Origin of the sequence: Ruania suaedae (genome assembly GCF_021049265.1) — a bacterium.
In the GTDB taxonomy this organism is placed as follows: domain Bacteria; phylum Actinomycetota; class Actinomycetes; order Actinomycetales; family Beutenbergiaceae; genus Ruania; species Ruania suaedae.
The window spans coordinates 3018190-3039702 of the sequence record NZ_CP088018.1; the positions used below are offsets into that span (position 1 = coordinate 3018190).

Consider the following 21513-nt stretch of genomic DNA (forward strand, 5'->3'; position numbering starts at 1 on the left):
AACTGAGGGGCGCCAGCCCTGGCGCCACCATCGTGGGCTCAGCCCGCGACGGTGCGGGCCGGCCCCGTGCTCGCGCGGACCCGGAGTTCGGGTGCCACCCGCGCAGGCGCCACCGCCTCCCCCCGCATCGCCCGGATGAGGACGTCCATCGCCTCGCGCCCGAGGGCCGAGAAGTCCTGGCGCACGGTGGTCAGCGGCGGGATGAAGTGGTCGGCGCCCTCGACGTCGTCGTAACCCACCACCGAGACCTCCTGCGGCACCCGCACGCCGGCATCGGCGAAGGCGTGCAGGACCCCCAGTGCGGTCTGGTCATTGGCCGCGAAGACGGCCTCGGGCAGATCCCCCACCAGCGCCCGGGCGGCGGCGTAGCCGGTGGCAGCGGTCCAGTCACCGGGGATGTCCGGTCGGGCCCGCACACCGGCGGCAGCGAGCTCGTCGTGCCAGGCAGCCCGCCGGGAGATGGCATCGAACCACTCCGGCGGGCCGGTGATGTGCACCAGATCCCGGTGCCCGAGCTCGAGCAGGTGGCGCGCGAGCAGCCGGGCACCGCCGGCCTGGTCCACCGAGAGGATGGGCGGATCGCCCTCGGCGGCACCCATCGCCGCCAGCAGCAGCACGGGGACGTGCGCGGAGGCGGCCCGGGCCGCCCCGGCGAACCGCTCGTCCGGGGCGATCACCACGATGCCCTCGACCGACTGATCCATGAAGGAGCCGAAGATCGCCGTCATCGCCTCGGCCGTGGGATCGGTCGCGGTGGCGACGCTGACGAAGTACCCCGCGCCACGCGCGGACTGCTCGAGCACCGCAAGCGTGGTGGCGGGGCCGAAGTGCAACGAGCCACTCGTGACGATGCCGATCGTGGCCGAGCGGCGGGTGACCAGCGCGCGGGCGGCGCTGTTGCGGCGATACCCCAGCTCGGCGATCGCGGCCAGCACCCGCTCGCGGGTCTGTGGGCGCACGTTGGGATGATCGTTGAGCACGCGCGAGACCGTCTGGTGGGAGACCCCGGCCACGCGAGCGACGTCACTCATGCCCGGTCGCTGCACTCTCACGCCGACCCCCACCTGCTCTCCTGACTCACTGTGGAGGGAGCCTAGTGCCGGCCCGCCTCCGTCCCCGCGCAGACCCTACGCGGCCGTGGTGAGGGCTGCGCGCACGGGAGCGGGATCGGGGTTGGTGAAGGCCTCGCCGTCGATCACGACGGTGGGCACGGTCTCGTTGCCGCTGTTGACGGACCGGACGTAGGCGGCCGCCTCGGGATCGGCCCAGATGTTGACCCAGATCGCCTCCGAGCGTGCCTGTCCGAGCCGGCGGCGAAGCCCGGAGCAGTAGGGGCAGCCGGGCCGCCAGTAGATGACCACCCGGCGGGCCGGATCGGCCCGGGTGAGCTCGGTGGCGACCGCGTGCGTGGTGCCGGCACCGCGGCCGGGGTAGGTCCACCAGCCGTAGACGGCGACCAAGGTCACCACGGGGATCATCAGCCACCAGGAGATGTCGGCCACGATGAACCCGGCCATCGTGGCCATCAGGAGGACGAGGGCGAGCCACAGGATCCGCGAGCGCATGCCTTCAGCATCCCCGCCGGTGACCCTCGGCGTCATCCCCCGCGTGGGGGATCCGCGGTCGGTGACCGGATCGACACGGATACGTCGGGCGCAGGGCTGCTAGCCCCTCGGCCCGACGTAGCCGTGTCGGTCCGGTGAGGAGTCAGGCGGCGGCGAGGTAGGCGTCGATCTGGTTGATCGCCAGCGTGGCGCCTTCCTCCACGCCCATGTCGAGGACCTGCTGCAGCGCCTCGGCCGAGGCGTAGGTGCTGGTGTAGACGGCGCGCGTGCCGCCGTCGGTCGCGGCGAAGCGGTAGACGTTCTCCGAGACGGGAGCGGTGTCGACGGGGTTGAGGTCGGCGTCGGCGAAGCCGTCCCGGAACGTGAACGAGTGCGGCTCGTCGACCTCGTCGATCTCCCACCAGCCGCCGAACTTCTCCCCGTCCGGCCCGGTCATGTAGTAGGTCACTCGCGCACCGGGGGTGAGGGAGTGGTCCACGAACGTCGCCGGGTGCGTCGGCGGGCCCCACACCTGCTCGAGCTTGCGCGGGTCGGCGTAGATGCCCCAGACCTGCTCGGGCGGCGCCGCGAAGTCGGCGGTGATGGTGATGGTGCGGCTGTCCATGTCCTTCTGGACGTCGGTGACAGGCATGTCAGTGCTCCTTGGTGGGATCGGCGCTGAGATCGGGGGTGGTGCCGGTCCGGTGGTCGGTGGCGAGCAGCTCGTCCATCCGGGAGATGCGGCCGCGCCAGATCTGCTCGATCTCGGAGAGCATGGAACCGACGGAGCGGACCGCGTCGATGTCGCCGGTCGCGAGCGCCTCGCGACCGACACGGCGCTTGCTGAGGAGGCCGGCTCGCTCGAGCACGGCCACGTGCTTCTGAACCGCGGCGAAGCTCATGTCGTACTTGTGAGCCAGCGCCGAGACCGAGTGCTCCCCGGCCAGCACGCGACGCACGATGTCGCGGCGGGTCCGGTCGGCCAGCGCATGGAAGAGGGCATCTGCCCTGTCCTCGTCCGCACTCCCGGTCATGAGTACAACCTACAACCATTCAGTTGTAGGTTTCAAGAGGGTCGGCCCCGCTTTCTCGCGATCGGCACCGCCACCACGCACGAACGCCGGGAGCAGGACTTCCTGCTCCCGGCGTCCGGGTGTTCACTGCGGGGCGCCTGCCCGCCGCGACCTGGTCGGATCACGACGGCGGATCACCCCGCACGATCAGCGGGGCGAGCCCGGGCTGGTGGCACGGCGGGGGCCGCGACGACGGCGCGGGGCACCGGCCCCACGCTCGCCCTCGTTGCGACGGGCTCCGCCGTCGGCCCCACCGCGCGCGGGGCGGGAGCCGGCGTCGGATCCGCTACGTGCGGGGCGAGGGCCGCCGTCGGCCGCCGTGCGCGAGAGGCGAGGCGCACCCTCGGAGGTGTGGCGCAGCTGGCCCGTAGCCGGCTGCCCCGAGCGGGACTGGCCCGAACGCGACTGCTCGGACCGGGACTGGCCCGAACGGGCGCCCGCACCGGAGCGCTGCTGACCGGAGGCCCCGCCGCCGGAGCGGCCCCGGCCGCGTCCGCGGCCACCACCCTGGCCCTGACCCTTGCCGGGAGCCGACGGCGCAGGCTTGCGCGCCGCGGCGTCGGGCGCCTGCTCCGGGGTCACCCGGGGCGCCACCTCGCCGACCAGACCGGCCACAACGGCCGCCTCCGGCCGGCTGGGCTGGGCGGTGATCTTGGCTGCCCGCAGCAGCTGGCGGACGTCATTGCGCTGCTCGGGCAGCATGATCGTCACCACGGCGCCGCCGGAGCCGGCGCGGGCGGTGCGCCCGGAGCGGTGCAGGTAGGCCTTGTGCTCGGCCGGAGGGTCCACGTGGGCGACGAGGTCGATGTCGTCGACGTGGATGCCACGAGCGGCGATGTCGGTGGCCACGAGCACCTTCACGGCGCCGGTGGAGAACGCGTCCAGGTTCCGCTCCCGGGCGTTCTGGGAGAGGTTGCCGTGCAGGTCCACCGCGGGGATGCCGCTCGAGGTCAACTGCCGGGCGAGCTTGCGCGCCTGGTGCTTGGTGCGCGTGAAGAACAACCGGCGGGTGAGGCCCGAGGCGAGCTGCTCGACGAGGTCACGCTTGGCGCCCGCGTCCGAGACCTCCAGGATGTGGTGGGTCATCGCCGTCACCGGCGAGGAGGAGGGGTCCACCGAGTGCGTGAGCGGGTTGGTCAGGTAGCGCTTGACGAGGATGTCCACGCCGTTGTCGAGAGTGGCCGAGAACAGCATCCGCTGACCACCGCGGGGAGTGGCGTCCAGGATCCGCTTCACGGCGGGCAGGAAGCCGAGGTCGGCCATGTGGTCGGCCTCGTCCAGCACGGTGATCTCGACGGCGTCCAGGCGCAGGTGCCCCTGGCCCTTGAGGTCTTCGAGGCGGCCCGGGCAGGCGATCAGGATGTCGACGCCGCGGCGCAGCGCCTCGACCTGCTTGCCCTGGCCCACGCCGCCGAAGATGACGGTGTGGCGCAGGCCGGCGGCCTCAGCGAGCGGTGCGATGGTCTCCGCGATCTGCGAGGCGAGCTCGCGGGTCGGGGCGAGCACGAGTCCGCGCGGGGCGCCCGAGGCGGGGCGGCGACCCTCGCTCAGGCGCGCCACCAGCGGCAGCGCGAAGGCCAGGGTCTTGCCCGAGCCGGTGCGGCCGCGTCCGAGCACGTCGCGCCCGGCGAGGGTGTCGCGCAAGGTGGCGGACTGGATCGGGAAAGGCTCGGTGATGCCGCGGTCGGTGAGGGTGCGCACGAGCGCATTCGGCACACCGAGGGCAGCGAAGGACAGGGTTTCAGGCACAGCAGAACAACTCTCTGAGGTAGGGGTTCACCGCAGAGACCGTCACTGGTGCTGCTCAGCATCCAGGTGAGCGCACACGAAACCGCGATGTCGGGCACGCACGTTCCGCGCCCTGCGAGCATTCTCCACTGCCGGTGCCCGATCCGGCGACTTTGGTGTGGTTCGTCACATCTCGCGCGCGTCGGAGGTGGCGGGCTCGCGGGTCATCTCGACCGTGGTGCGCAGCGTGGTCTCGCGCACCAGCACGATCGCAACGAGAGTGAGCACGGAGGCCGCTCCGGCGATGGCGAACAGCAGGCCGAACGAGTCGCCATAGGCATCGTGGAAGAGGGCCTGCACCGGTGCCGGCAGGCTGGAGACGTCGAGGCTGCCCTGACTCACCCCCGTCGCGGAGGGGTCGATGCCCATCGCCCGTGCGCCGTCGGCGATCCGCGAGGAGACCTGGCCGGCGAGCACGGCACCGAGGATCGAGACCCCGATGGTCCCGCCGACCGAACGGAAGAAGGCGATCGTGGCCGAGGAGGCGCCGATGTCCTTGACGTCGACGGTGTTCTGGACCGCGAGCACGATGTTCTGGATCAGCCCGCCGACACCCACACCGGAGATGGCCATGAACACGGCCACCACCCAGTAGGGCGTGGTGTGGTCCAGCACCAGCCCGAGGCCACCGAGCCCGACCACCAGCATCCCGGCGGCCACGAGCATCACGGGCCGCCAGCGGCCGGTCCGGGTGACGATCTGACCGCTGGCCACGCCGGCGAGCATCTGGGCGATGATCAGCGGGATCGTCATCAGCCCGGCAGTGGTCGGCGAATGGCCGCCGGCGAGCTGGAAGTACTGGGTCGCGAACACGCCAGTGCCGAACATCGCGACCCCGACCGCGATACTGGCGACGACCATCAGGATCGTGGTGCGGTTGCGCATCACACGCAGGGGGATGATCGGCTGCGGCACCCGCAGCTCGACCAGCACCAGCACGACGGCGGCCAGCAGCGCACCGCCGAGGTACGCAGCGCTCTGCCAGGACAACCACGCGAAGTCGTTGCCCGCGAAGGTCACCCACAGCATCGGCAGGCCGGCCGCGACCGCCACCAGCAGCGCACCGGCGACGTCGATGCGCACCCGCTCCGGCCGGTCTGCGCGGGGCAGGGTCAGCGTGGCCTGCAGCATCACGATCGCGACGATCGCCAGCGGCAGGCAGACGAAGAAGCACCAGCGCCAGTGCAGGTGCTCGGTGATGACTCCGCCGAGCAGCGGGCCCGAGACCGTCGCCACGGCCATCACTGCGCCCATGTAGCCGAAGTAGCGGCCGCGCTGGCGGGGCGGGATGATCGTGCCGAGCACGGCCTGCACCAGCGCCGTCAGGCCACCCATGGCCAGGCCCTGCACCCCGCGGAAGGCCATCATCGCGGGGATCGTCTGGGCGGCGCCGGCGCCGAGGGAACCGATCACGAAGAGCACGATCGCCGTCTGGACGAGCACCTTCTTGTCGAAGAGGTCGGCCAGCTTGCCCCAGATCGGGGTGGTGATCGCCATCGCCAGCAGGGCCGAGGTGATGACCCAGGTGTACTGCCGCTGGGTACCGCCCAGGTCGGCCATGATCGTCGGCAGCGCGGTGGAGACGATCGTGGTGGAGATCATCGCCGTGAACAGGGCGGCAAGCAGTCCCGTCAGGACCTTGAGGATTTCCTCGTGGGTGTAGGCGGGCCTACCTGTCTGCTCAGCGATGGTGCCGGTCACGACGCCGCTCCCTCTTGTCTCGGATGACCCCATCCTAGACAATGGTTGCGCTAGGCAACTATCGCTGCGGCGTGTGAGGCTCCTCACCGCCCCCCGCGCCCTCGGGGCGCAGGTCCTCGTTCAGCCGGCCGAGCAGCCGCGCGAGCTCGCCGAGGTCCGCCGGTGACCAGCGCGCCAACCGCGCGGAGAACACCGCCCGACGGCGCCGCCTCGCCTCCCGCAGCGACTCCGCCCCCGACGGCGTCAGCCGCAGCAGGCGGGCCCGGGCGTCCTGCGGGTCGACGGTGCGCTCGAGCAGTCCGAGCCCTTCCAGCTCGGTGATGACGCGCGAGAGCCTCGACTTGTGCAGGGCCAGGCGCTCGGTGAGCTCCTGGGCTCGCACGCCGCTGCCGGGTTCGCCATCGGTACCGGGGGCCTGCAGATCGTCGATCGTGGCCAGCACCGTGTAGCCGGAGGCGTCGAGCTGGGGGTGGACCTGGGAGGCGAGGCTGCGCGAGGTGTAGCGGGCGCGGCGCCAGAAAGCGGTGACCTGCGCCTCCGCGGCGGCCAGCTCGGCACTTCCTGCCGCCGGATGGGACTCGGGCGTGGACATGCCAGGCAGACTATCCGCCGTCGGCGCCTGCGCTGGGCGCCTGCCCAGTAGGCTCATGGCTCGTGACGATCCTTCTGACCGGTGACTCCATCACCGACTGCGGCCGCGACCGGACCGACCCGACGAGCCTCGGCGAGGGCTATGCGGCCCTCATCGCCGCCGACACCCCCGAGCAGCGGGTGATCAACACCGGGATCGGCGGCAACCGGGTGGTCGACCTGCAGCAGCGGTGGGAGGAGGACGTGCTCGCCCACTCCCCCGACGTCGTCTCGATCATGATCGGGATCAACGACACCTGGCGCCGTTACGACTCCGACGACCCCACCACCACCGAGGCCTACGAGTCCGGCTACCGCGATCTGCTCGCGCGCACCAGGGCCGCCGGGATCGGGCGGATCATCCTCGTCGAGCCGTTCCTGCTGCCGGTGAACGAGGGTCAATGGGCCTGGCGGGAGGACCTCGACCCGAAGATCGTCGCGGTGCGTCGCCTCGCGGCCGAGTTCGGCGCCGAGTACCTCGCCACCGACGGTCCGCTCTCCCAGACGGCGTCGCGCACCTCGCCCGAATTCCTCGCCCACGACGGCGTCCACCCCACCCCCACCGGGCACCGCTTCCTCGCCGATCTGTGGCTGGACAACTACCGCCGCTGACCAGCCCGCCATCTCCTACAGTGTTCTCATGCCCGGCCACTGTCATTGCGGCGCCGATGCACCGGCGCGGCGGCGCGCTACCACCGAACGCCGGGCACCCTGATGGACGTTCTCGTCCAGCTCGAGCAGCGCCTCGACTCGCTCGCACCCGCCGAACGCAAGCTCGCCCGAGCCATTCTCGCGGACCCCGAGATAGTGGTGACATCCACGATTGCCGAACTCGCGCAACGCTGCGCCACCTCGCAGGCCACCGTCGTGCGCTTCTGCCGCGCGGCGGGCTTCGAGGGATACAAGACCTTCCGTCTGGCCCTCGCCTCCGCCCGCAGCCGGGAGGCCGGCGCTCTCAGTTACCTGCGCGTCTCCGACGCCGAGATCGCAGCCGACGACGACGTCCCCTCCTTGGTCGCGAAGGTCGCCTACCAGCAGATGCGAGCCATCGAGGAGACGGCCCAGCAGCTCGACGCAGCCGCCCTCGACGAGGTGGCCCGGGCCCTGTCGACGGCCGAGCGCGTCGAGATCTACGGAGGCGGCTCCAGCGCGCTCGCCGCGGCAGACCTGCACCAGAAGCTCACTCGCCTCGACATCGCGTCGAACTGCTTCGCCGATCCGCATCTGGCGCTGACAGCGGCGGGGCTGGCGAACGAGGCACGCGCGGCCGTGGCCTTCTCCCACAGTGGCCGCACGCAGGAGACGGTCGCGTTCCTGGCGGCAGCCCGCCGCAGCGGCGGCACCACCGTGGCCGTCACCAACGCGCCGTCCGCCCCGGTGGCGCGAGCGGCACAGATCCTCCTGCTCACCCATGCGCGCGAGCCCGAGCGGCGGTCGGGCGCGATCGCGAGCCGGATGGCTCAGCTCGCCGTCGTCGACTACCTCGTGGTGCGGATGCTGCAGGCCGATGTCGAGCATCTGGCTGGCCCGCTGCATCGCACGCGTGAGGCCGTTCGGGCACTCCAGGTCGATTCGTAACAAATCTTCCATTACTTCTCGAGTACCGGTACTTTCTGCTCAGGCTGGGTGCCGGTTCCGACCCGGTCGACCTCAGACAGTGCTGTCGTCAGCCGAGCCGGGAGAACCCATGACTCACAGATACCGATCCGTCGCACTCACCCTGGTGGGAGCGCTCGGACTCGCCACCCTCGGGGTAGGGGCGGTCCAGGCAGGCCCTCCGGCCACCCTGATCGTGCACTACGCGGGGCCCGAGGAGGCGATGATCGAGGGCGCGCCGCTCGAGGGCACCGCCTCGGTCACCGAGACCGGATCCGACGAGTTCGGGCAGTGGGCCGAACTCACCTTCCCGAGCGCCGCCGACGACAGTGCGCTCGGATTCCGGGTGGCAGGGGATTCCGGCTACGCCGATGACATCCGCTACGTCTGGGCCGACGGCGATCGCGCTGAGGCCTGGATCATCGACGGCGACCCCCGCGCCTACGCGCAGCCGCAACGGGTGCCGGACGATCAGCTGCGCGTCGAGGACCGCCGCGCCTACGTCGACGTCGAGGTCCTCGCCGACCTGCTCGGCGTGGGCCTCACCCCCGGGCGCAACGGCTACCAGTTCGACGGCTACGCCACCGACAGCCTCGACATCCTCACCCTCACCCGCGGCCGGGACTACCACGAGATCGCGATCGACATCGACCGGTTCGCCTCGAACGCCACCGGCCGGATGCTGACGAACTACACCAACCTGGTGTTCCAGGACATCGACGGCGTCCGCGATGGGGAGGACTACTTCCTCTCGCTCGCCTCGGTGGAACGGCTGCTGCAGGTCGGCACCCACATCGACAACTCCGGCACCTACCTGCTCGACACCCTGGACGTCGCTCACGACAGCCTCGGCACTGCGGACCCCGAGGACCTCGGCTTCAGCGCGGACGGGCTCGCCGATCTGGACCGCTTCGCGCAGCAGCAGATCGCGGCCGACTGGCCGGGCCTAGCGGTCGTGGTGACCAAGGACGGTCAGACCGTCCTGGAACGGGCCTGGGGAGATGCTCTGGTCTCCTCGACTTCGACCGACTCCGACGGCGACCTCATCGGGGCCGAACCCCTCCCCGAGGCCGACCGGATCCCGGCCACGACCGACACCCTCTGGGACCTGGCATCGAACACCAAGATGTACGCCACCAACTACGCGATCCAGCGGCTGGTCAGTGACGGCGATCTCGACCTGGACGCCACCATCGCCAGCTTCCCCGGCTGGGAGAACTTCACCGACGCCAACTCGGAGTACACCGGGAAGTGGACCGTCGGCGGCGAGGGCGGAATCGACGACGTGTACACCGGCAAGGAGACCATCCGGTTACGGGACCTGCTCAACCACCGAGCCGGCCTCATCCCCGATCCCGAGTACCCGAACCTCTCCTCGGCCGGCGACCTCTGGTACCAGACCGACGACCCGGACGACCGCACCGGGATCATCGACGCCATCAGCCGCTCGCCGCTGATGTACGCCCCGCGCACCACCTTCGCCTATTCGGACGTCGACTACATGATCCTCGGACTGCTCGTGGAGCAGGTCACGGGTCAGCGGCTCGACGTCTACCTGGAGGAGAACTTCTACGGCCCGCTCGGCCTCGAGAACACGACGTTCAACCCGCTGGAGCACGGAATCGATCCCTCCCACGTGGCGGCGACCGAGCTCAACGGCAACACCCGGGACGGGAACGTCTCCTTCGGCGAGTTCGACAGCGGCGATCCGGTCCCCATGCGCGAGTACACCCTCCAGGGTGAGGTCCACGACGAGAAGGCCTGGTACTCCATGGCCGGCGTGGCGGGACATGCGGGACTGTTCTCCACCACCTCGGACATGGCGGTCCTCACCCAGCTGATGCTGAACCAGGGCGTGTACGGCGGGCAGGAGTACTTCGACGCCGACGTCGTCGAGGAGTTCCTCGCGCCGACGCCCGGGAATGGCAGCTACGGGCTGGGGTGGCGGCTGCACACCGACGGCGGTCAGGGCTACTACTACTTCAACTGGGGCCCGAGCCGGTACACCTACGGCCACCAGGGCTGGACCGGCACCCTGACCGTGATCGACCCGGTGCACCAGATGACGATCACCATCCTGACGAACATGCGCCACGCGCCCGTCGTCGATCCTCCCAACGGGTTCGCGACCGGCAGCATGCCGCTGGCCAATCTCGTTCCCGTCTCGGCCTACGTCTACCGTGCGCTGGCAGGCGTCGGCGACGACTACACGGTGGCGACCTCGCTCGAGAACGTGGCCGGCGTCGAGGTGCCGTTCGGCACCTCGGAGGCCGAGGCGCTGGCCGCCCTGGCGCCTGAGACCACCCTCACCGATTCCGACGGCGTGACGCACGAGGTGCCGGTGACGTGGACCCTCGCGGGCTACAGCGGGCAGACTCCCGGACCCGTTCAGGCACGCGGCACCACCGAACTGCCCGCGACCGTGCTGCAGGACGGCACCGACCCGATCGAACTGGAGATCACCAGCACCGTCACGGTGCTGGCCGCATCGCCGGGGGATCCCGATCCCACGACCGATCCGGGCGGGCCGACCGATCCCGGCACCGACCCGGGCGAGCCCACGGACCCGGGCACGGACGCACCGGATCCGACCGATCCCAGCGGGTCCAGCGATGCGGGGCCGCCCTCCGGCGAGGATCTGCCGCAGACCGGCGCCTCGGGCACCAGCATGCTGATCGGTGCGGCCGCCGTAGCACTGCTGGCCGGAGCACTCCTGCTGACGCTGCGCAGGCTGCGCCACCAGCGCTGACCGGCACACGCAGAAGGCCGGCCACCCTCGGAGGGTGGCCGGCCTTCTGGCTGGGGCTGCACCGTCGGGAATCAGACCCCGACGACGGTTGCCCGCCTGCTACTCGTCGCTGCCCGCGGGAAGCTCCGCCGTGGCTCCGGCACCGACCGCCAGCGGCTCCTTCTCGGTCTCCTTGTCCACCCCCGTGAAGGTGAACTCGCCGAGCAGGCCCTCGCCGATCGCGTCGACCATGATCTTCTGGCCGGATCGGAGCTCACCGTAGAGGATGCGCTCGGAGAGCTGGTCCTCGATCTCGCGCTGGATCGCACGGCGCAGCGGCCGGGCACCGAGCACCGGGTCGTACCCGCGCTCGGCGAGCAGATCCTTGGCGGCCATCGTGAGCTCGATGTCCATGTCCTTGTCCGCGAGCCGGCCGGAGAGCTGAGCCACCATGAGATCGACGATCTGGTAGATCTCCTCCTGCGAGAGCTGGGGGAACACGATCGTGTCATCGACACGGTTGAGGAACTCGGGGCGGAAGTGCTGCTTGAGCTCCTCGTTGACCTTGGTCTTCATCCGGTCGTAGCTCGTCGAGAGGTCCCCACCGGCCTGGAAGCCGGTGATCAGACCCTTGGCGATGTCCCGGGTACCGAGGTTGGTGGTCATGATGATCACGGTGTTCTTGAAGTCGATCACCCGGCCCTGGGAGTCGGTCAGGCGACCGTCCTCCAGGATCTGCAGCAGCGAGTTGAAGATGTCCGCGTGGGCCTTCTCCACCTCGTCGAAGAGCACCACCGAGAACGGCCGGCGCCGCACCTTCTCGGTGAGCTGGCCACCCTCTTCGTAGCCGACGTATCCGGGCGGGGACCCGAACATCCGAGAGACGGTGTGCTTCTCGGAGTACTCGCTCATGTCGAGCTGGATGAGCGCGTCCTCGTCGCCGAAGAGGAACTCGGCGAGCGCCTTGGCGAGCTCGGTCTTCCCGACGCCGGTGGGTCCGGCGAAGATGAACGACCCACCCGGGCGCTTGGGGTCCTTCAGACCCGCACGGGTACGACGGATCGCCTGCGAGAGCGCCTTGACGGCCGCGTCCTGGCCGACGATCCGCTTGTGCAGCTCGTCCTCCATACGCAGCAGCCGCGAGGACTCCTCCTCGGTGAGCTTGAACACCGGGATACCGGTGGAGGCGGCGAGCACCTCCGCGATCAGCTCCTCGTCCACCTCGGCGACGTTGTCCATGTCGCCGGCCTTCCAGGCCTTTTCCTTGTCCAGCCGCGTGCTGGAGAGGTTCTTCTCCTCGTCCCGCAGGCGGGCGGCCTTCTCGAAGTCCTGGTCGTCGATCGCGGACTCCTTGGCGCGGCGGGTCTCGGCGATCTGCTCGTCGAGCTCGCGCAGCTCCGGCGGAGCGGTCATTCGGCGGATCCGCAGGCGCGCACCGGCCTCGTCGATCAGATCGATCGCCTTGTCCGGCAGGAACCGGTCGTTGACGTAGCGGTCGGCGAGGTTCGCGGCGGCCACCAGCGCGGCATCGGTGATCGTCACCCGGTGGTGCGCCTCGTAGCGGTCCCGCAGACCCTTGAGGATCTCGATCGCGTGCGCCAGGGTCGGCTCGGGCACCTGGATCGGCTGGAACCGGCGCTCGAGCGCGGCGTCCTTCTCGATGTGCTTGCGGTACTCCTCGAGCGTGGTGGCACCGATCGTCTGCAGCTCACCACGGGCCAGCATCGGCTTGAGGATGCTGGCGGCGTCGATCGCCCCCTCAGCGGCACCGGCCCCGACGAGGGTGTGGATCTCGTCGATGAACAGGATGATGTCGCCGCGGGTGCGGATCTCCTTGAGCACCTTCTTCAGGCGCTCCTCGAAGTCACCGCGGTACCGGGAGCCGGCCACCAGCGCGCCGAGGTCGAGTGTGTAGAGCTGCTTGTCCTTCAAGGTCTCGGGCACGTCCCCGCGCACGATGTCCTGAGCCAGCCCCTCCACCACGGCGGTCTTGCCGACGCCGGGCTCACCGATCAGCACCGGGTTGTTCTTGGTGCGGCGCGAGAGCACCTGCATGACCCGCTCGATCTGCAGCGTCCGCCCGATCACCGGGTCGAGCTTGGACTCGCGGGCGGCCTGGGTGAGGTTGCGGCCGAACTGGTCGAGCACGGCCGAGCCGGAGGGGGTCCCCTCGGCGGGACCGCCGGAGGAGACGGTCTCCTTGCCCTGGTAGCCGTTGAGCAGCTGGATGACCTGCTGGCGCACGCGGTTCAGGTCGGCCCCGAGCTTGGTCAGCACCTGGGCCGCGACACCCTCACCCTCGCGGATGAGGCCGAGCAGGATGTGCTCGGTGCCGATGTAGTTGTGGCCGAGCTGCAGAGCCTCGCGCAGCGAGAGCTCCAGCACCTTCTTGGCGCGCGGGGTGAACGGGATGTGCCCGTTCGGCGCCTGCTGGCCCTCGCCGATGATCTCCTGCACCTGTTGGCGCACGGCCTCCAGGGAGATGTCGAGGGATTCGAGGGCCTTGGCTGCGACCCCCTCGCCCTCGTGGATCAGACCGAGCAGGATGTGCTCGGTGCCGATGTAGTTGTGGTTGAGCATCCGTGCCTCTTCTTGGGCAAGGACGACGACCCGACGGGCTCGGTCGGTAAATCTCTCGAACATCTCGCGTGCTCCTCACTGGCCTCGGACCGCAGGTGACGGTCGTGGCGGCGGTGTGTCATCCAGGCTAACCGCGCGAGGACGGCGAACATGCCCCTGTTCGCCAGCGGCGGAGAGCGCGCGAGAATGGGCCGATGACCGATCTCACCCTGCGCGGCGGGTCGGGCGCTCGAATCGACGCCGAGATCGAGGTCCGGCGCTCGCGCTTCCTGTGCCGGCTGGTGCGGGTGGGTGAGGAGTCCCAGGCGCGTGCGGTCGTCGATCAGGCCCGCACCGAGCACCACGGCGCAGGCCACCACTGCTCCGCCTTCGCGCTCGGGCCTTCCGGCCCGCAGCAGGTGCGCAGGTCCCACGACGACGGCGAACCCTCCGGTACCGCCGGCTCACCCATGCTCGAGGTACTCACGGGCGCCGGGCTCATCGACTGCGTGGCCGTGGTCACCCGGTACTTCGGTGGGGTGCTGCTCGGAGCGGGTGGCCTCGTGCGTGCCTACTCCGATGCCGTCACCGCCGCGCTCGAGCGGGCGCGGCGCGACCAGGCCCTGGTGGCGCGGGTACGCCGCGAGCGCGCGTTCGTGGACCTCCCTCACGACCGGGCCGGCCGCATCGAGGCCGAGTTGCGCCAGCACGGAGTGATCGTGCTGGGCACCGACTACGGCGAGCGCGCGCGGCTACGCCTGGCCGCCGCCCCCGAGCAGGTCGAGCAGCTACGGGAGCGACTGGCGGCGGCCACCGCGGGCAGCGGCGAGCTGGTGCTTCACGGGCAGGAGTGGATCGACGTCGAGATCGGGGCGCACCACCTAGACTGACCGGGCCATGGCTTCCGACGTCGGTAGCACCTCGTCCGCCACCACCGGAGCCTGATGTCCCCCTCGTCCCCGCGCCCGGATAGCCCCGCACCGGCCTCGCCGGTGCTCACCGGCCGCCGTCTCACCCTCGCGCTCGCCGCGATGGCCCTGGGCGGCTTCACGATCGGGACCACCGAGTTCGCCAGCATGGGCCTGCTGCCGCAGATCGCGGCCGGTCTGGGCGTCTCGGTCCCCGAGGCCGGCCGGCTGATCTCCGCCTACGCCCTGGGCGTGGTGGCCGGCGCCCCGCTGATCGTCGTGGCGGCGGCACGGATGGGCCGTACGCAGCTGCTCGTGCTGCTGGCGGCCCTGATCGCGGTCGGGAACGTGCTCTCCGCCGTGGCTCCCACCTACGCCACGATGCTCGCTGCCCGGTTCCTGGCCGGGCTGCCGCACGGCGCCTTCTTCGGCGTGGCGGCCCTGGTCGCCGCTGCCCTGGCCGGCCCGGCGTGGCGCGCGCGTGCTGTCTCGATGGTGATGCTGGGGCTGACGGTCGCCACCATGGTCGGTGTGCCGCTGGCCACGGTGCTCGGGCAGGCGGTGGGGTGGCGTTCGACCTACGGCCTGGTGGTGCTGACGGCGCTGGCGACGGTCGTGGCGGTGTGGCGCTTCGTCCCCGTCCTGCCCCGTTCGGCTGCCCCGGCGTCGGCCCGCAGCGAGTTGCGCGCCTTCCGGTACCCGCAGGTGTGGTTCGCCCTCGGGATCGGGGCGATCGGCTTCGGCGGGATGTTCGCCGTGTACAGCTATATCGGCGAGATCGTGCCGGAGGTCTTCTCCCTGACCGCCGCGGCGGTGCCGATCGCACTCCTGGTCTTCGGCATCGGCATGACCCTCGGCAACCTGCTGGGCGGCCGGCTGGCCGACCGGTCGGTGATGGGCACCGTGGTCGCCGGGTTGGTCGGGATGGCGGTGCTGCTGGCCCTCTTCGCGCTCACCGCACCGGTGCTGACGGCCGGCCTGCCCGTGCTCGGCATGCTCGGTCTGTTCGGGATCGCGACCATCTCCCAGTTCCTCGGTCCCTCGCTGCAGACCCGGCTGCTGGACGCCTCCCCGGACGCGCCCTCGCTCGCGGCGGCGCTGCACCACTCGGCGCTCAATATCGGCAATGCGACCGGTGCGTGGATCGGTGGCGTGGTGATCGCCGCCGGGCTGGGGTATCTCGCGCCGGCGTGGGCGGGGGTCGCCCTCGCGCTCGCCGGGCTCGTGATCGCCGGCGCCGCCGTGCTGGTGGAGGCCCGGGACCGCGAGCGCGCGCTGATGTGAGCCGGCCGTCGGCGGTATCGCCGCTGGGTCAGACGAGGGCGGCGAACTCCGCGTGGGCGTCGGGGTCGAGCAGCACGAAGCGCACGAGCTCCACCCGGCTGCCGCTGCCGCGCACCGCCTCCACCGCGATCCGGGCGACGTCCCGCATCGCCCATCCGTAGACGCCGCCGCTGACCGCCGGGAAGGCCACCGACGACGCCCCGATCTCCTCGGCCACCCGCAGGCTCTCGGTGAAGCACGAGGCCAGTAGCGCCGGGTCCTTCTGACCGGCGTGGGCGTTGGGCCCGACTGCGTGGATCACCCACCGGGCCGCGAGCTCACCGGCCCCGGTGGCCACCGCCTGCCCCACGCCGAGCCCGTCCGGCAGTGCGGCGCCGCGCAGCGCCCGGCACTCGGCCAGCAGGCCCGGGCCCGCCGCGCGGTGGATCGCGCCGTCCACACCGCCCCCACCGAGCAGGCTGGAGTTGGCCGCATTCACGACGGCGTCCACCTCCTGGGTGGTCAGGTCGCCGATGATCGCCTCGAGTCTCATGGCACCACCGTCTCAGCGCCGGGCCGGTCGTGCACGGGCGACGGGAGCGCAGGGGCCGGTCTGCCCTACGCCTCCACGAGCACCGTCACCGGCCCGTCATTGACCAGGTCCACCGCCATGTCGGCACCGAACACCCCGGTCGCCACCGTGATCCCCCGCTCCCGTAGGGCCTCGACCACCGCGGCCACCAGCGGCTCGGCCACCGGTCCGGGAGCGGCCGCCGTCCACGAGGGGCGGCGTCCCTTCTTCGTGGCGCCGTAGAGCGTGAACTGGCTGACCACGAGCACCTCGGCGCCGGCCTCGCTGACCGAGGTCTCCTCCCGCAGGATCCGCAGCTCGGCGATCTTGCGGGCGACGGTCCGTGCCTGTTCCGCGGTGTCCTCGCGGGCCACGCCCACCAGCGCGCAGATCCCGGCACCGATGGCGCCGACCACCTGCCCGTCCACCGTGACCGAGGCCCTGGTGACGCGCTGCAGCACCGCTCTCATGCGCCGGCCATAACCGGTGCGTCCAGTCCGAAGGCGGCGAGGACCTCCCCCACCGGGGCGCCGTGGCCGAGCACGGTCACCTGCGCCCACGACCCACCCGGCTCGATCCCCAGAGCGCGCAGAGCCGCGCCGAGCACCACCGGGCGCGGGCGGGCGGCGCCGTCGGAGATCTTGAACGCCAGTGACCGGCCGTCCGGCAGCGCCCCGGCGTGCACGCCGTCGGCCCCGCCCTTGAGGATCAGCCCCGGCACCGCACGCATGGCCTCGGTGTCCTCCCGCCCGGTGCCGGCCACGAGGTGTGGGTGGGCGCGCATCGCGGCGGCCACCCGATGCTCGTGGGTGCCCGGCTCGGCCACGGCGAGCCGGGCGAAGGCACGGGCGAGGCCGCGCACCGTCGTCGAGGGCTGCGGCGCCCCGCACCCGTCGACCGCGACGTGGTCCGGCGCTGCCCCGGTCAGTTCGGCGATCACCGCAAGCAGGTGACGCTGCAGCGGGTGGCCGGGCTCGTGATAGCCCGCCACCGGCCAGCCCGCAGCCACACAAGTGGCCACCATCGCGGCATGCTTGCCGGAGCAGTTCTGCGCGATCGGCTCGGGGCCGTGGCCGGCCACCTGCCATGCCAGCGCGGCCGAGCGTTCCAGCGGCAGGTCGGGGGTGTTCGCGAGCACCGCGGCGTCCAGTCCGACCGTGGCCAGGATCGCGGCGGCGACCTCCCGGTGCCGCGGCTCACCGTTGTGGGAGGCACACGCCAGCGCGAGCTGTTCGTCGGTCAGGGCCACCCCGGCCCGGAGCATGCCCAGCGCCTGCAGCGGCTTGAGGCTGGAGCGGGGGTAGATCTGCTGATCCGGCTCGCCCAGGCGGAGCGCGTCGTGGCCGGCCGCGTCGAGTGCGAGCAGGTGCCCGGTGTGCACGGACTCGACCATCGTCCCGCGCACCACCCAGGCCAGCACCTCACCCGGTGCCGGGGCCTGCAGCCTCACCACGGACTGGAGCCGCCACGGCGGTAGTCGCGCACCGCCGGGCGCACATCGGCCAGGTACACCCCGGCCATCACGCCGGCGATGATGCTGAACAGCAGTCCGGTGAAGGCGCCCACCACGGCGAGCAGGGAGAGCAGGGCCGCTCCCCCGGACATCGCGATCCAGAACATCTTCGTGCGCTTGTCCGCGCTCTCGAACGCCGGCGCGGGCCGCACGGCGGCGTCGGCCAGCGCCCACACGGCGAGCGCCAGGGCCGAGAAGGCGAGCGCGAGGAACAGATAGCTCTGGACGAGGAGGTGCACAGCCGAAGCCTACGCGAGTGCACCCACCCGGCGGGCGAAGGCGTCGACGTCCTCGGCGCGGGTGTCCCACGAGCACATCCAGCGCACCTCCACCCGGTCCCGGGTCTCGCCCAGGCCCCAGTCGTAGAACACCGCCTCCTCCCGCAGTGCGGCGGCCAGGGTGCGCGGCACGGTCGCGAACACCACGTTCGCCTCGGTGGGCTGAGTCGGGTTCACCCCGGCGACGGCGGAGCACCCCTGCCGCAGCCGCCTCGCCATCGCGTTGGCATGGGAGGCATTGCGGCGCCACAGCGGATCAGCGCCAGCACCCCCGTCCAGCAACGCGAGCAGCTGGGCTGCGGTGTAACGCTGCTTCGAGGCCAGCTGCATGCTCGCCTTGCGCACCATCTCCACCCCGGTCACCGCGCGGGGGTCGAGCACGATCACCGCCTCGGCGAGTGCTGCTCCGTTCTTGGTGCCCCCGAAGGAGAGCACGTCCACGCCGCAGTCGGTGGTGAGCTCGCGCAGGCTCAGCCCCAGCGCGGCAGCCGCATTGGCCAGGCGGGCGCCGTCCATGTGCACCGCCATCCCGGCCGCGTGGGCCGCCTCGGTCACGGCGCGGACCTGAGCGGGGGTGTAGACCGTGCCGAGCTCGGTGGCCTGGGTGAGCGAGACCGCCAGCGGCTGCGCCCGGTGCACGTCACCGAGGTCGGCGGCGTAGCGCTCGATCGCCGCCGGGGTCAGCCGAGCACCCGGGGCAGGCACGGGAAGCACCTTGATGCCGCTGACCCGTTCGGGGGCACCGTTCTCGTCGGTGTGCAGGTGGGCGTGCTCGGTAGCGATCACCGCACCCCAGCGCGGCAGCATCGCGGTGAGCGCGACGACGTTGGCGCCGGTGCCGGTGAGCACCGGGTAGGCCTGCGCACCCTCGCCGAAGGTGCGGCGCACCGCCTGGGCGAGGGACGCCGTCGTGGGATCGGCGCCGTAGGCGGGCGCAGGGCCGCTCCCCACGGCCGCGAGCGCCTCGAGCACCTCGGGGTGCATCGCGGCGTAGTTGTCGGAGGCGAGCTGGATCATCGGGTGAGCCTAGGGGGGCCGGGCTGGTCGTCCCCGCCGTCCGGCGCGATATCCGCGAGCGCACGGCGCGCCTGCTCGGCGGACATGCCGGTCATCTCGAGCAGGTCCACCACCAGCGAGCGCATCAGGACCACGAGAGTCTGGGCGTGCCAGCCGGTGAAGGTCTGGGGGTCGAGCTGCGCGGCCACCGCGAGCAGGCGGTTGCGCAGGCCCGCCGGGTCCGAGCCCGAGCCCAGGGAGAAGGCCAGATCGGCGGCCGAGCGGGAGAGTGTGCTCAGCAGATCCACGAGCCGCTCCTGCTCGATCATCCCCTGGGCGGTGGTCCACGCCCGGCGGGCGATCACGCGGGTGTTGCGCATCGCCCGGTCACACAGGGTCGCGGCCCGCTGCAGCCGCAGCAGGTCGGCGTCGTGGCGCAGCCGGCTGGGGGTGAACCGGGTGGCGGCGAGGGAGTCGCGCACCAGGGCGCTCCACTCGTCGATCACCCCCTGGGAGCCGCGCGCCCGGGTCAGGGCGTCGTCGACGGTGTCCTCATCAGCGGTGCGGATCCCGCGGGCGACGTCGGCCAGCGTCCGGGAGATCTCGGTCAGGCCCGAGGAGGCGAGGTTGCGGGCGCGGCGGCGCACGTCGACCGGCAGCAGGGAGGCCACCAGCAGGGCGAGGGCGCCGCCGATGAGCGCGTCCAGCCACCGGCCCACGCCGTCACCGCCGAGGGTGGGGGGCAGGGCCACCACCACCACGGCCTGCACCCCGGCCTGCATGGCCAGCATCGCTGCGCCGTCGACGAGGCGGGCAACGGCGACGGCGGCGGCGAGCACCACCGCGATCTGCACCGGGCCGGAACCGATCACGGCTCCCACCAGCTCGCCGGCGGCCACCCCGAGCGTCACCCCGAGTGCCAGTTCGGCGACCTTGCGGGGCCGGCGATCGGCACTGAAGCCGAGGCAGACCCAGGCGGCGATCGCCGCGAACACCGGGATCTCGTGGCCCACCACCCAGTGGGCGATCCCGTAGGCGACCCCCGCCGCGAGGGCACCGGTGAGGATCGGCCAGGCGTCCCCGCGCAGGCGCCGGCCGCCGCGCCGCAGCCGGCCGGAGAGCGCTGCCCGCGCAGCCCGGAGGTCGCCGCGCCGCGAGCCGGCAGCGCTCATGCGCTCAGAGGGTCCGGCGCCGCAGGCTCGGGCCGGTGGCAGGCTCCGGCCTGCCGGTGCCCTGACCCTCAGGGCTCACCACGATCTCCTGGGCAGCGGCCACCCCGCCCGCGGTCAGTTCGGCCGTGGGATCGATGGAACGCTTGATGACCGCGAGGGCAATCGGGCCGAGCTCGTGGTGGCGCACCACGGTGGTGACGCGGCCGACGACCCGCTCACCCAGGTGGACCTCCTCGCCTGCCTCGGGCAGGGTGTGCTCACTGCCGTCGAGATGCAGCATCACCAGCCGCCGGGGCGGGCGCCCGAGGTTGAAGACCCGGGCGATCGTCTCCTGGCCGCGGTAGCAGCCCTTGTTCAGATGCACGGCGGTGCGCAGCCAGTCCAACTCGTGCGGGATGGTGCGCTCGTCCACCTCGCGGCCCAGCCGCGGTCGCCAGGCGGCCACCCGCAGGGCCTCCCATGCCCAGGCGCCGGCCAGGCGGGCACCGGCGGCCTCGGCGGAGACGACCACCTGGTCCACGGCCTCGCGCCGGACCAGGTGAAGGCGGGGGTGCCAGTCGTTGCCGGGGTGCTCCTCATCGGCGGGTCCGTAGCGGGTGGAGCCGGGTGCGGTCACGGGCCAGGCGTCGGTCCAGCCGAGGGAGCGCTCGGGTGCGAGGGCGACCTCGACGGGGACGAGTGCGCCCAGGTCAGGGCCCTCGGCGCTGGTCCCGAGCACGACGACATCGCTGCGCAGCTCCACCTCGACCCGGAGCATGAAGCGCATGGAATCGAGGAAGTCGGCCAGCGGCTGGGCCCACGCGGTCTCGGTGACCAGCCAGGCGGTCTGCCCGTCGTCGGCGACGGCGGCCGCGTGCTCGATGCGGCCGTTCGGGTCCAGCAGCAGCAGCTCGGTGCCGGCACCGGGGGCCAGGTCGATCAGCTGCGAGGAGAGGGTGTTGAGCCAGGAGAGGCGGTCCGGGCCGGTCACGGTGACCACCCCGAGGTGGGACAGGTCGACCACCCCGATCCCGCGCTCGAGGGCACGCTGCTCGAGCACGGGGTTGCCGTAGTGGGCGGCCACGCCGGCGTCGGGGCCGGACGCGGCCACTGCTCCGGGTCGGTTGCTCAGGCTCATGTTCTCCTCAATGACTCCACCGGCGCGGGCATTCCCGGACGGAACCGACGCTGTGGAAGGACTCTGTGCCGGATGT

20 protein-coding genes are annotated in these 21513 nt (G+C 71.8%); 5 read left to right on the top strand and 15 right to left on the bottom strand.

The window, feature by feature from the left end; all coding sequences use genetic code 11:
* Positions 1-38: 38 nt before the first annotated feature.
* The 7 genes from LQF12_RS13930 to LQF12_RS13960 all read right to left on the bottom strand — a co-directional run bounded on the left by LQF12_RS13930 (position 39) and on the right by LQF12_RS13960 (position 6698).
* Positions 39-1031, bottom strand: coding sequence for a LacI family DNA-binding transcriptional regulator (locus tag LQF12_RS13930; RefSeq protein ID WP_231053508.1), 993 nt, complete (start codon positions 1029-1031; stop codon positions 39-41).
* Positions 1032-1127: 96 nt separating this feature from the next.
* The gene (locus tag LQF12_RS13935) at positions 1128-1565 is read right to left on the bottom strand and encodes a glutaredoxin domain-containing protein (protein WP_231053509.1); all 438 of its coding nucleotides are present in this window, start codon (positions 1563-1565) and stop codon (positions 1128-1130) included.
* Positions 1566-1707: 142 nt separating this feature from the next.
* Positions 1708-2196, bottom strand: coding sequence for an SRPBCC family protein (locus LQF12_RS13940; RefSeq protein WP_231053510.1), 489 nt, complete (start codon positions 2194-2196; stop codon positions 1708-1710).
* A gap of 1 nt (position 2197) precedes the next feature.
* Positions 2198-2578 carry an ArsR/SmtB family transcription factor gene (locus tag LQF12_RS13945; RefSeq protein WP_231053511.1) on the bottom strand — a complete coding sequence of 127 codons (381 nt, stop codon included), beginning with the start codon at positions 2576-2578 and terminating at the stop codon, positions 2198-2200.
* Between the two features lie 186 nt (positions 2579-2764).
* Positions 2765-4366, bottom strand: a complete 1602-nt coding sequence (locus tag LQF12_RS13950) for a DEAD/DEAH box helicase (RefSeq protein ID WP_231053512.1) — start codon at positions 4364-4366, stop codon at positions 2765-2767.
* 165 nt (positions 4367-4531) lie between these two features.
* Positions 4532-6106, bottom strand: a complete 1575-nt coding sequence (locus tag LQF12_RS13955; RefSeq protein ID WP_231053513.1) for an MFS transporter — start codon at positions 6104-6106, stop codon at positions 4532-4534.
* Between the two features lie 58 nt (positions 6107-6164).
* Positions 6165-6698, bottom strand: coding sequence for a MarR family winged helix-turn-helix transcriptional regulator (locus tag LQF12_RS13960; RefSeq protein ID WP_231053514.1), 534 nt, complete (start codon positions 6696-6698; stop codon positions 6165-6167).
* Between the two features lie 62 nt (positions 6699-6760).
* Between LQF12_RS13960 and LQF12_RS13965 the strand changes: the two genes are divergently transcribed.
* The 3 genes from LQF12_RS13965 to pbp4b all read left to right on the top strand — a co-directional run bounded on the left by LQF12_RS13965 (position 6761) and on the right by pbp4b (position 11081).
* Positions 6761-7348: an SGNH/GDSL hydrolase family protein gene (locus LQF12_RS13965; protein ID WP_231053515.1), complete on the top strand. Its 588-nt coding sequence runs from the start codon at positions 6761-6763 to the stop codon at positions 7346-7348.
* A gap of 102 nt (positions 7349-7450) precedes the next feature.
* Positions 7451-8314, top strand: a complete 864-nt coding sequence (locus LQF12_RS13970; RefSeq protein WP_231053516.1) for a MurR/RpiR family transcriptional regulator — start codon at positions 7451-7453, stop codon at positions 8312-8314.
* Positions 8315-8423: 109 nt separating this feature from the next.
* Entirely contained in the window at positions 8424-11081 is a 2658-nt protein-coding gene (gene pbp4b, locus LQF12_RS13975; RefSeq protein ID WP_231053517.1) for a penicillin binding protein PBP4B, read from the top strand.
* 99 nt (positions 11082-11180) lie between these two features.
* On the opposite strand, the gene LQF12_RS13980 is transcribed toward pbp4b, so the two are convergent.
* On the bottom strand, positions 11181-13703 hold the full coding sequence (locus LQF12_RS13980; RefSeq protein ID WP_231053518.1) for an ATP-dependent Clp protease ATP-binding subunit: 2523 nt from the start codon (positions 13701-13703) through the stop codon (positions 11181-11183).
* A 131-nt stretch (positions 13704-13834) separates the two neighbouring features.
* Here LQF12_RS13980 and LQF12_RS13985 point away from each other — a divergent pair, with 131 nt between their 5' ends.
* Positions 13835-14509 carry an IMPACT family protein gene (locus LQF12_RS13985; RefSeq protein ID WP_231053519.1) on the top strand — a complete coding sequence of 225 codons (675 nt, stop codon included), beginning with the start codon at positions 13835-13837 and terminating at the stop codon, positions 14507-14509.
* A gap of 54 nt (positions 14510-14563) precedes the next feature.
* Positions 14564-15811: an MFS transporter gene (locus tag LQF12_RS13990; RefSeq protein ID WP_231053520.1), complete on the top strand. Its 1248-nt coding sequence runs from the start codon at positions 14564-14566 to the stop codon at positions 15809-15811.
* A 28-nt stretch (positions 15812-15839) separates the two neighbouring features.
* On the opposite strand, the gene LQF12_RS13995 is transcribed toward LQF12_RS13990, so the two are convergent.
* From LQF12_RS13995 to ygfZ, 7 genes are all read right to left on the bottom strand, one after another.
* Positions 15840-16343, bottom strand: a complete 504-nt coding sequence (locus LQF12_RS13995; protein WP_231053521.1) for an O-acetyl-ADP-ribose deacetylase — start codon at positions 16341-16343, stop codon at positions 15840-15842.
* A 65-nt stretch (positions 16344-16408) separates the two neighbouring features.
* Positions 16409-16831 (bottom strand): D-aminoacyl-tRNA deacylase, encoded by a 423-nt coding sequence (gene dtd, locus LQF12_RS14000; protein WP_231053522.1) that lies wholly within the window; start codon positions 16829-16831, stop codon positions 16409-16411.
* A complete protein-coding gene (locus LQF12_RS14005; protein WP_354004678.1) occupies positions 16828-17811 on the bottom strand; it encodes an asparaginase in 984 nt (327 codons plus the stop codon). The genes dtd and LQF12_RS14005 overlap by 4 nt, the downstream gene beginning before the upstream one ends.
* Positions 17808-18113, bottom strand: coding sequence for a DUF2516 family protein (locus LQF12_RS14010; RefSeq protein WP_231053523.1), 306 nt, complete (start codon positions 18111-18113; stop codon positions 17808-17810). Before LQF12_RS14010 ends, LQF12_RS14005 begins: the two co-directional genes overlap by 4 nt.
* Before the next feature lie 9 nt (positions 18114-18122).
* A complete protein-coding gene (locus tag LQF12_RS14015) occupies positions 18123-19169 on the bottom strand; it encodes a threonine aldolase family protein (RefSeq protein WP_231053524.1) in 1047 nt (348 codons plus the stop codon).
* Positions 19166-20320, bottom strand: a complete 1155-nt coding sequence (locus LQF12_RS14020) for an FUSC family protein (RefSeq protein ID WP_231053525.1) — start codon at positions 20318-20320, stop codon at positions 19166-19168. The genes LQF12_RS14015 and LQF12_RS14020 overlap by 4 nt, the downstream gene beginning before the upstream one ends.
* Before the next feature lie 4 nt (positions 20321-20324).
* Complete coding sequence (ygfZ, locus tag LQF12_RS14025; RefSeq protein ID WP_231053526.1) at positions 20325-21437, bottom strand: CAF17-like 4Fe-4S cluster assembly/insertion protein YgfZ; 1113 nt, start codon at positions 21435-21437, stop codon at positions 20325-20327.
* Between the last annotated feature and the right edge of the window lie 76 nt (positions 21438-21513).

What these genes read in the sequence shown, in the direction of transcription:
- dtd (WP_231053522.1), bottom strand. Translation starts at nt 16,831, where the DNA reads ATGAGAGCGGTGCTGCAGCGCGTCACCAGGGCCTCGGTCACGGTGGAC.
- LQF12_RS13990 (WP_231053520.1), top strand. Translation starts at nt 14,564, where the DNA reads ATGTCCCCCTCGTCCCCGCGCCCGGATAGCCCCGCACCGGCCTCGCCG.
- LQF12_RS13960 (WP_231053514.1), bottom strand. Translation starts at nt 6,698, where the DNA reads ATGTCCACGCCCGAGTCCCATCCGGCGGCAGGAAGTGCCGAGCTGGCC.
- LQF12_RS14020 (WP_231053525.1), bottom strand. Translation starts at nt 20,320, where the DNA reads ATGAGCGCTGCCGGCTCGCGGCGCGGCGACCTCCGGGCTGCGCGGGCA.
- LQF12_RS13940 (WP_231053510.1), bottom strand. Translation starts at nt 2,196, where the DNA reads ATGCCTGTCACCGACGTCCAGAAGGACATGGACAGCCGCACCATCACC.
- LQF12_RS13985 (WP_231053519.1), top strand. Translation starts at nt 13,835, where the DNA reads ATGACCGATCTCACCCTGCGCGGCGGGTCGGGCGCTCGAATCGACGCC.
- LQF12_RS13995 (WP_231053521.1), bottom strand. Translation starts at nt 16,343, where the DNA reads ATGAGACTCGAGGCGATCATCGGCGACCTGACCACCCAGGAGGTGGAC.
- ygfZ (WP_231053526.1), bottom strand. Translation starts at nt 21,437, where the DNA reads ATGAGCCTGAGCAACCGACCCGGAGCAGTGGCCGCGTCCGGCCCCGAC.
- LQF12_RS13930 (WP_231053508.1), bottom strand. Translation starts at nt 1,031, where the DNA reads ATGAGTGACGTCGCTCGCGTGGCCGGGGTCTCCCACCAGACGGTCTCG.
- LQF12_RS14015 (WP_231053524.1), bottom strand. Translation starts at nt 19,169, where the DNA reads ATGATCCAGCTCGCCTCCGACAACTACGCCGCGATGCACCCCGAGGTG.
- LQF12_RS13970 (WP_231053516.1), top strand. Translation starts at nt 7,451, where the DNA reads ATGGACGTTCTCGTCCAGCTCGAGCAGCGCCTCGACTCGCTCGCACCC.
- LQF12_RS13935 (WP_231053509.1), bottom strand. Translation starts at nt 1,565, where the DNA reads ATGCGCTCGCGGATCCTGTGGCTCGCCCTCGTCCTCCTGATGGCCACG.
- LQF12_RS13980 (WP_231053518.1), bottom strand. Translation starts at nt 13,703, where the DNA reads ATGTTCGAGAGATTTACCGACCGAGCCCGTCGGGTCGTCGTCCTTGCC.
- pbp4b (WP_231053517.1), top strand. Translation starts at nt 8,424, where the DNA reads ATGACTCACAGATACCGATCCGTCGCACTCACCCTGGTGGGAGCGCTC.
- LQF12_RS13945 (WP_231053511.1), bottom strand. Translation starts at nt 2,578, where the DNA reads ATGACCGGGAGTGCGGACGAGGACAGGGCAGATGCCCTCTTCCATGCG.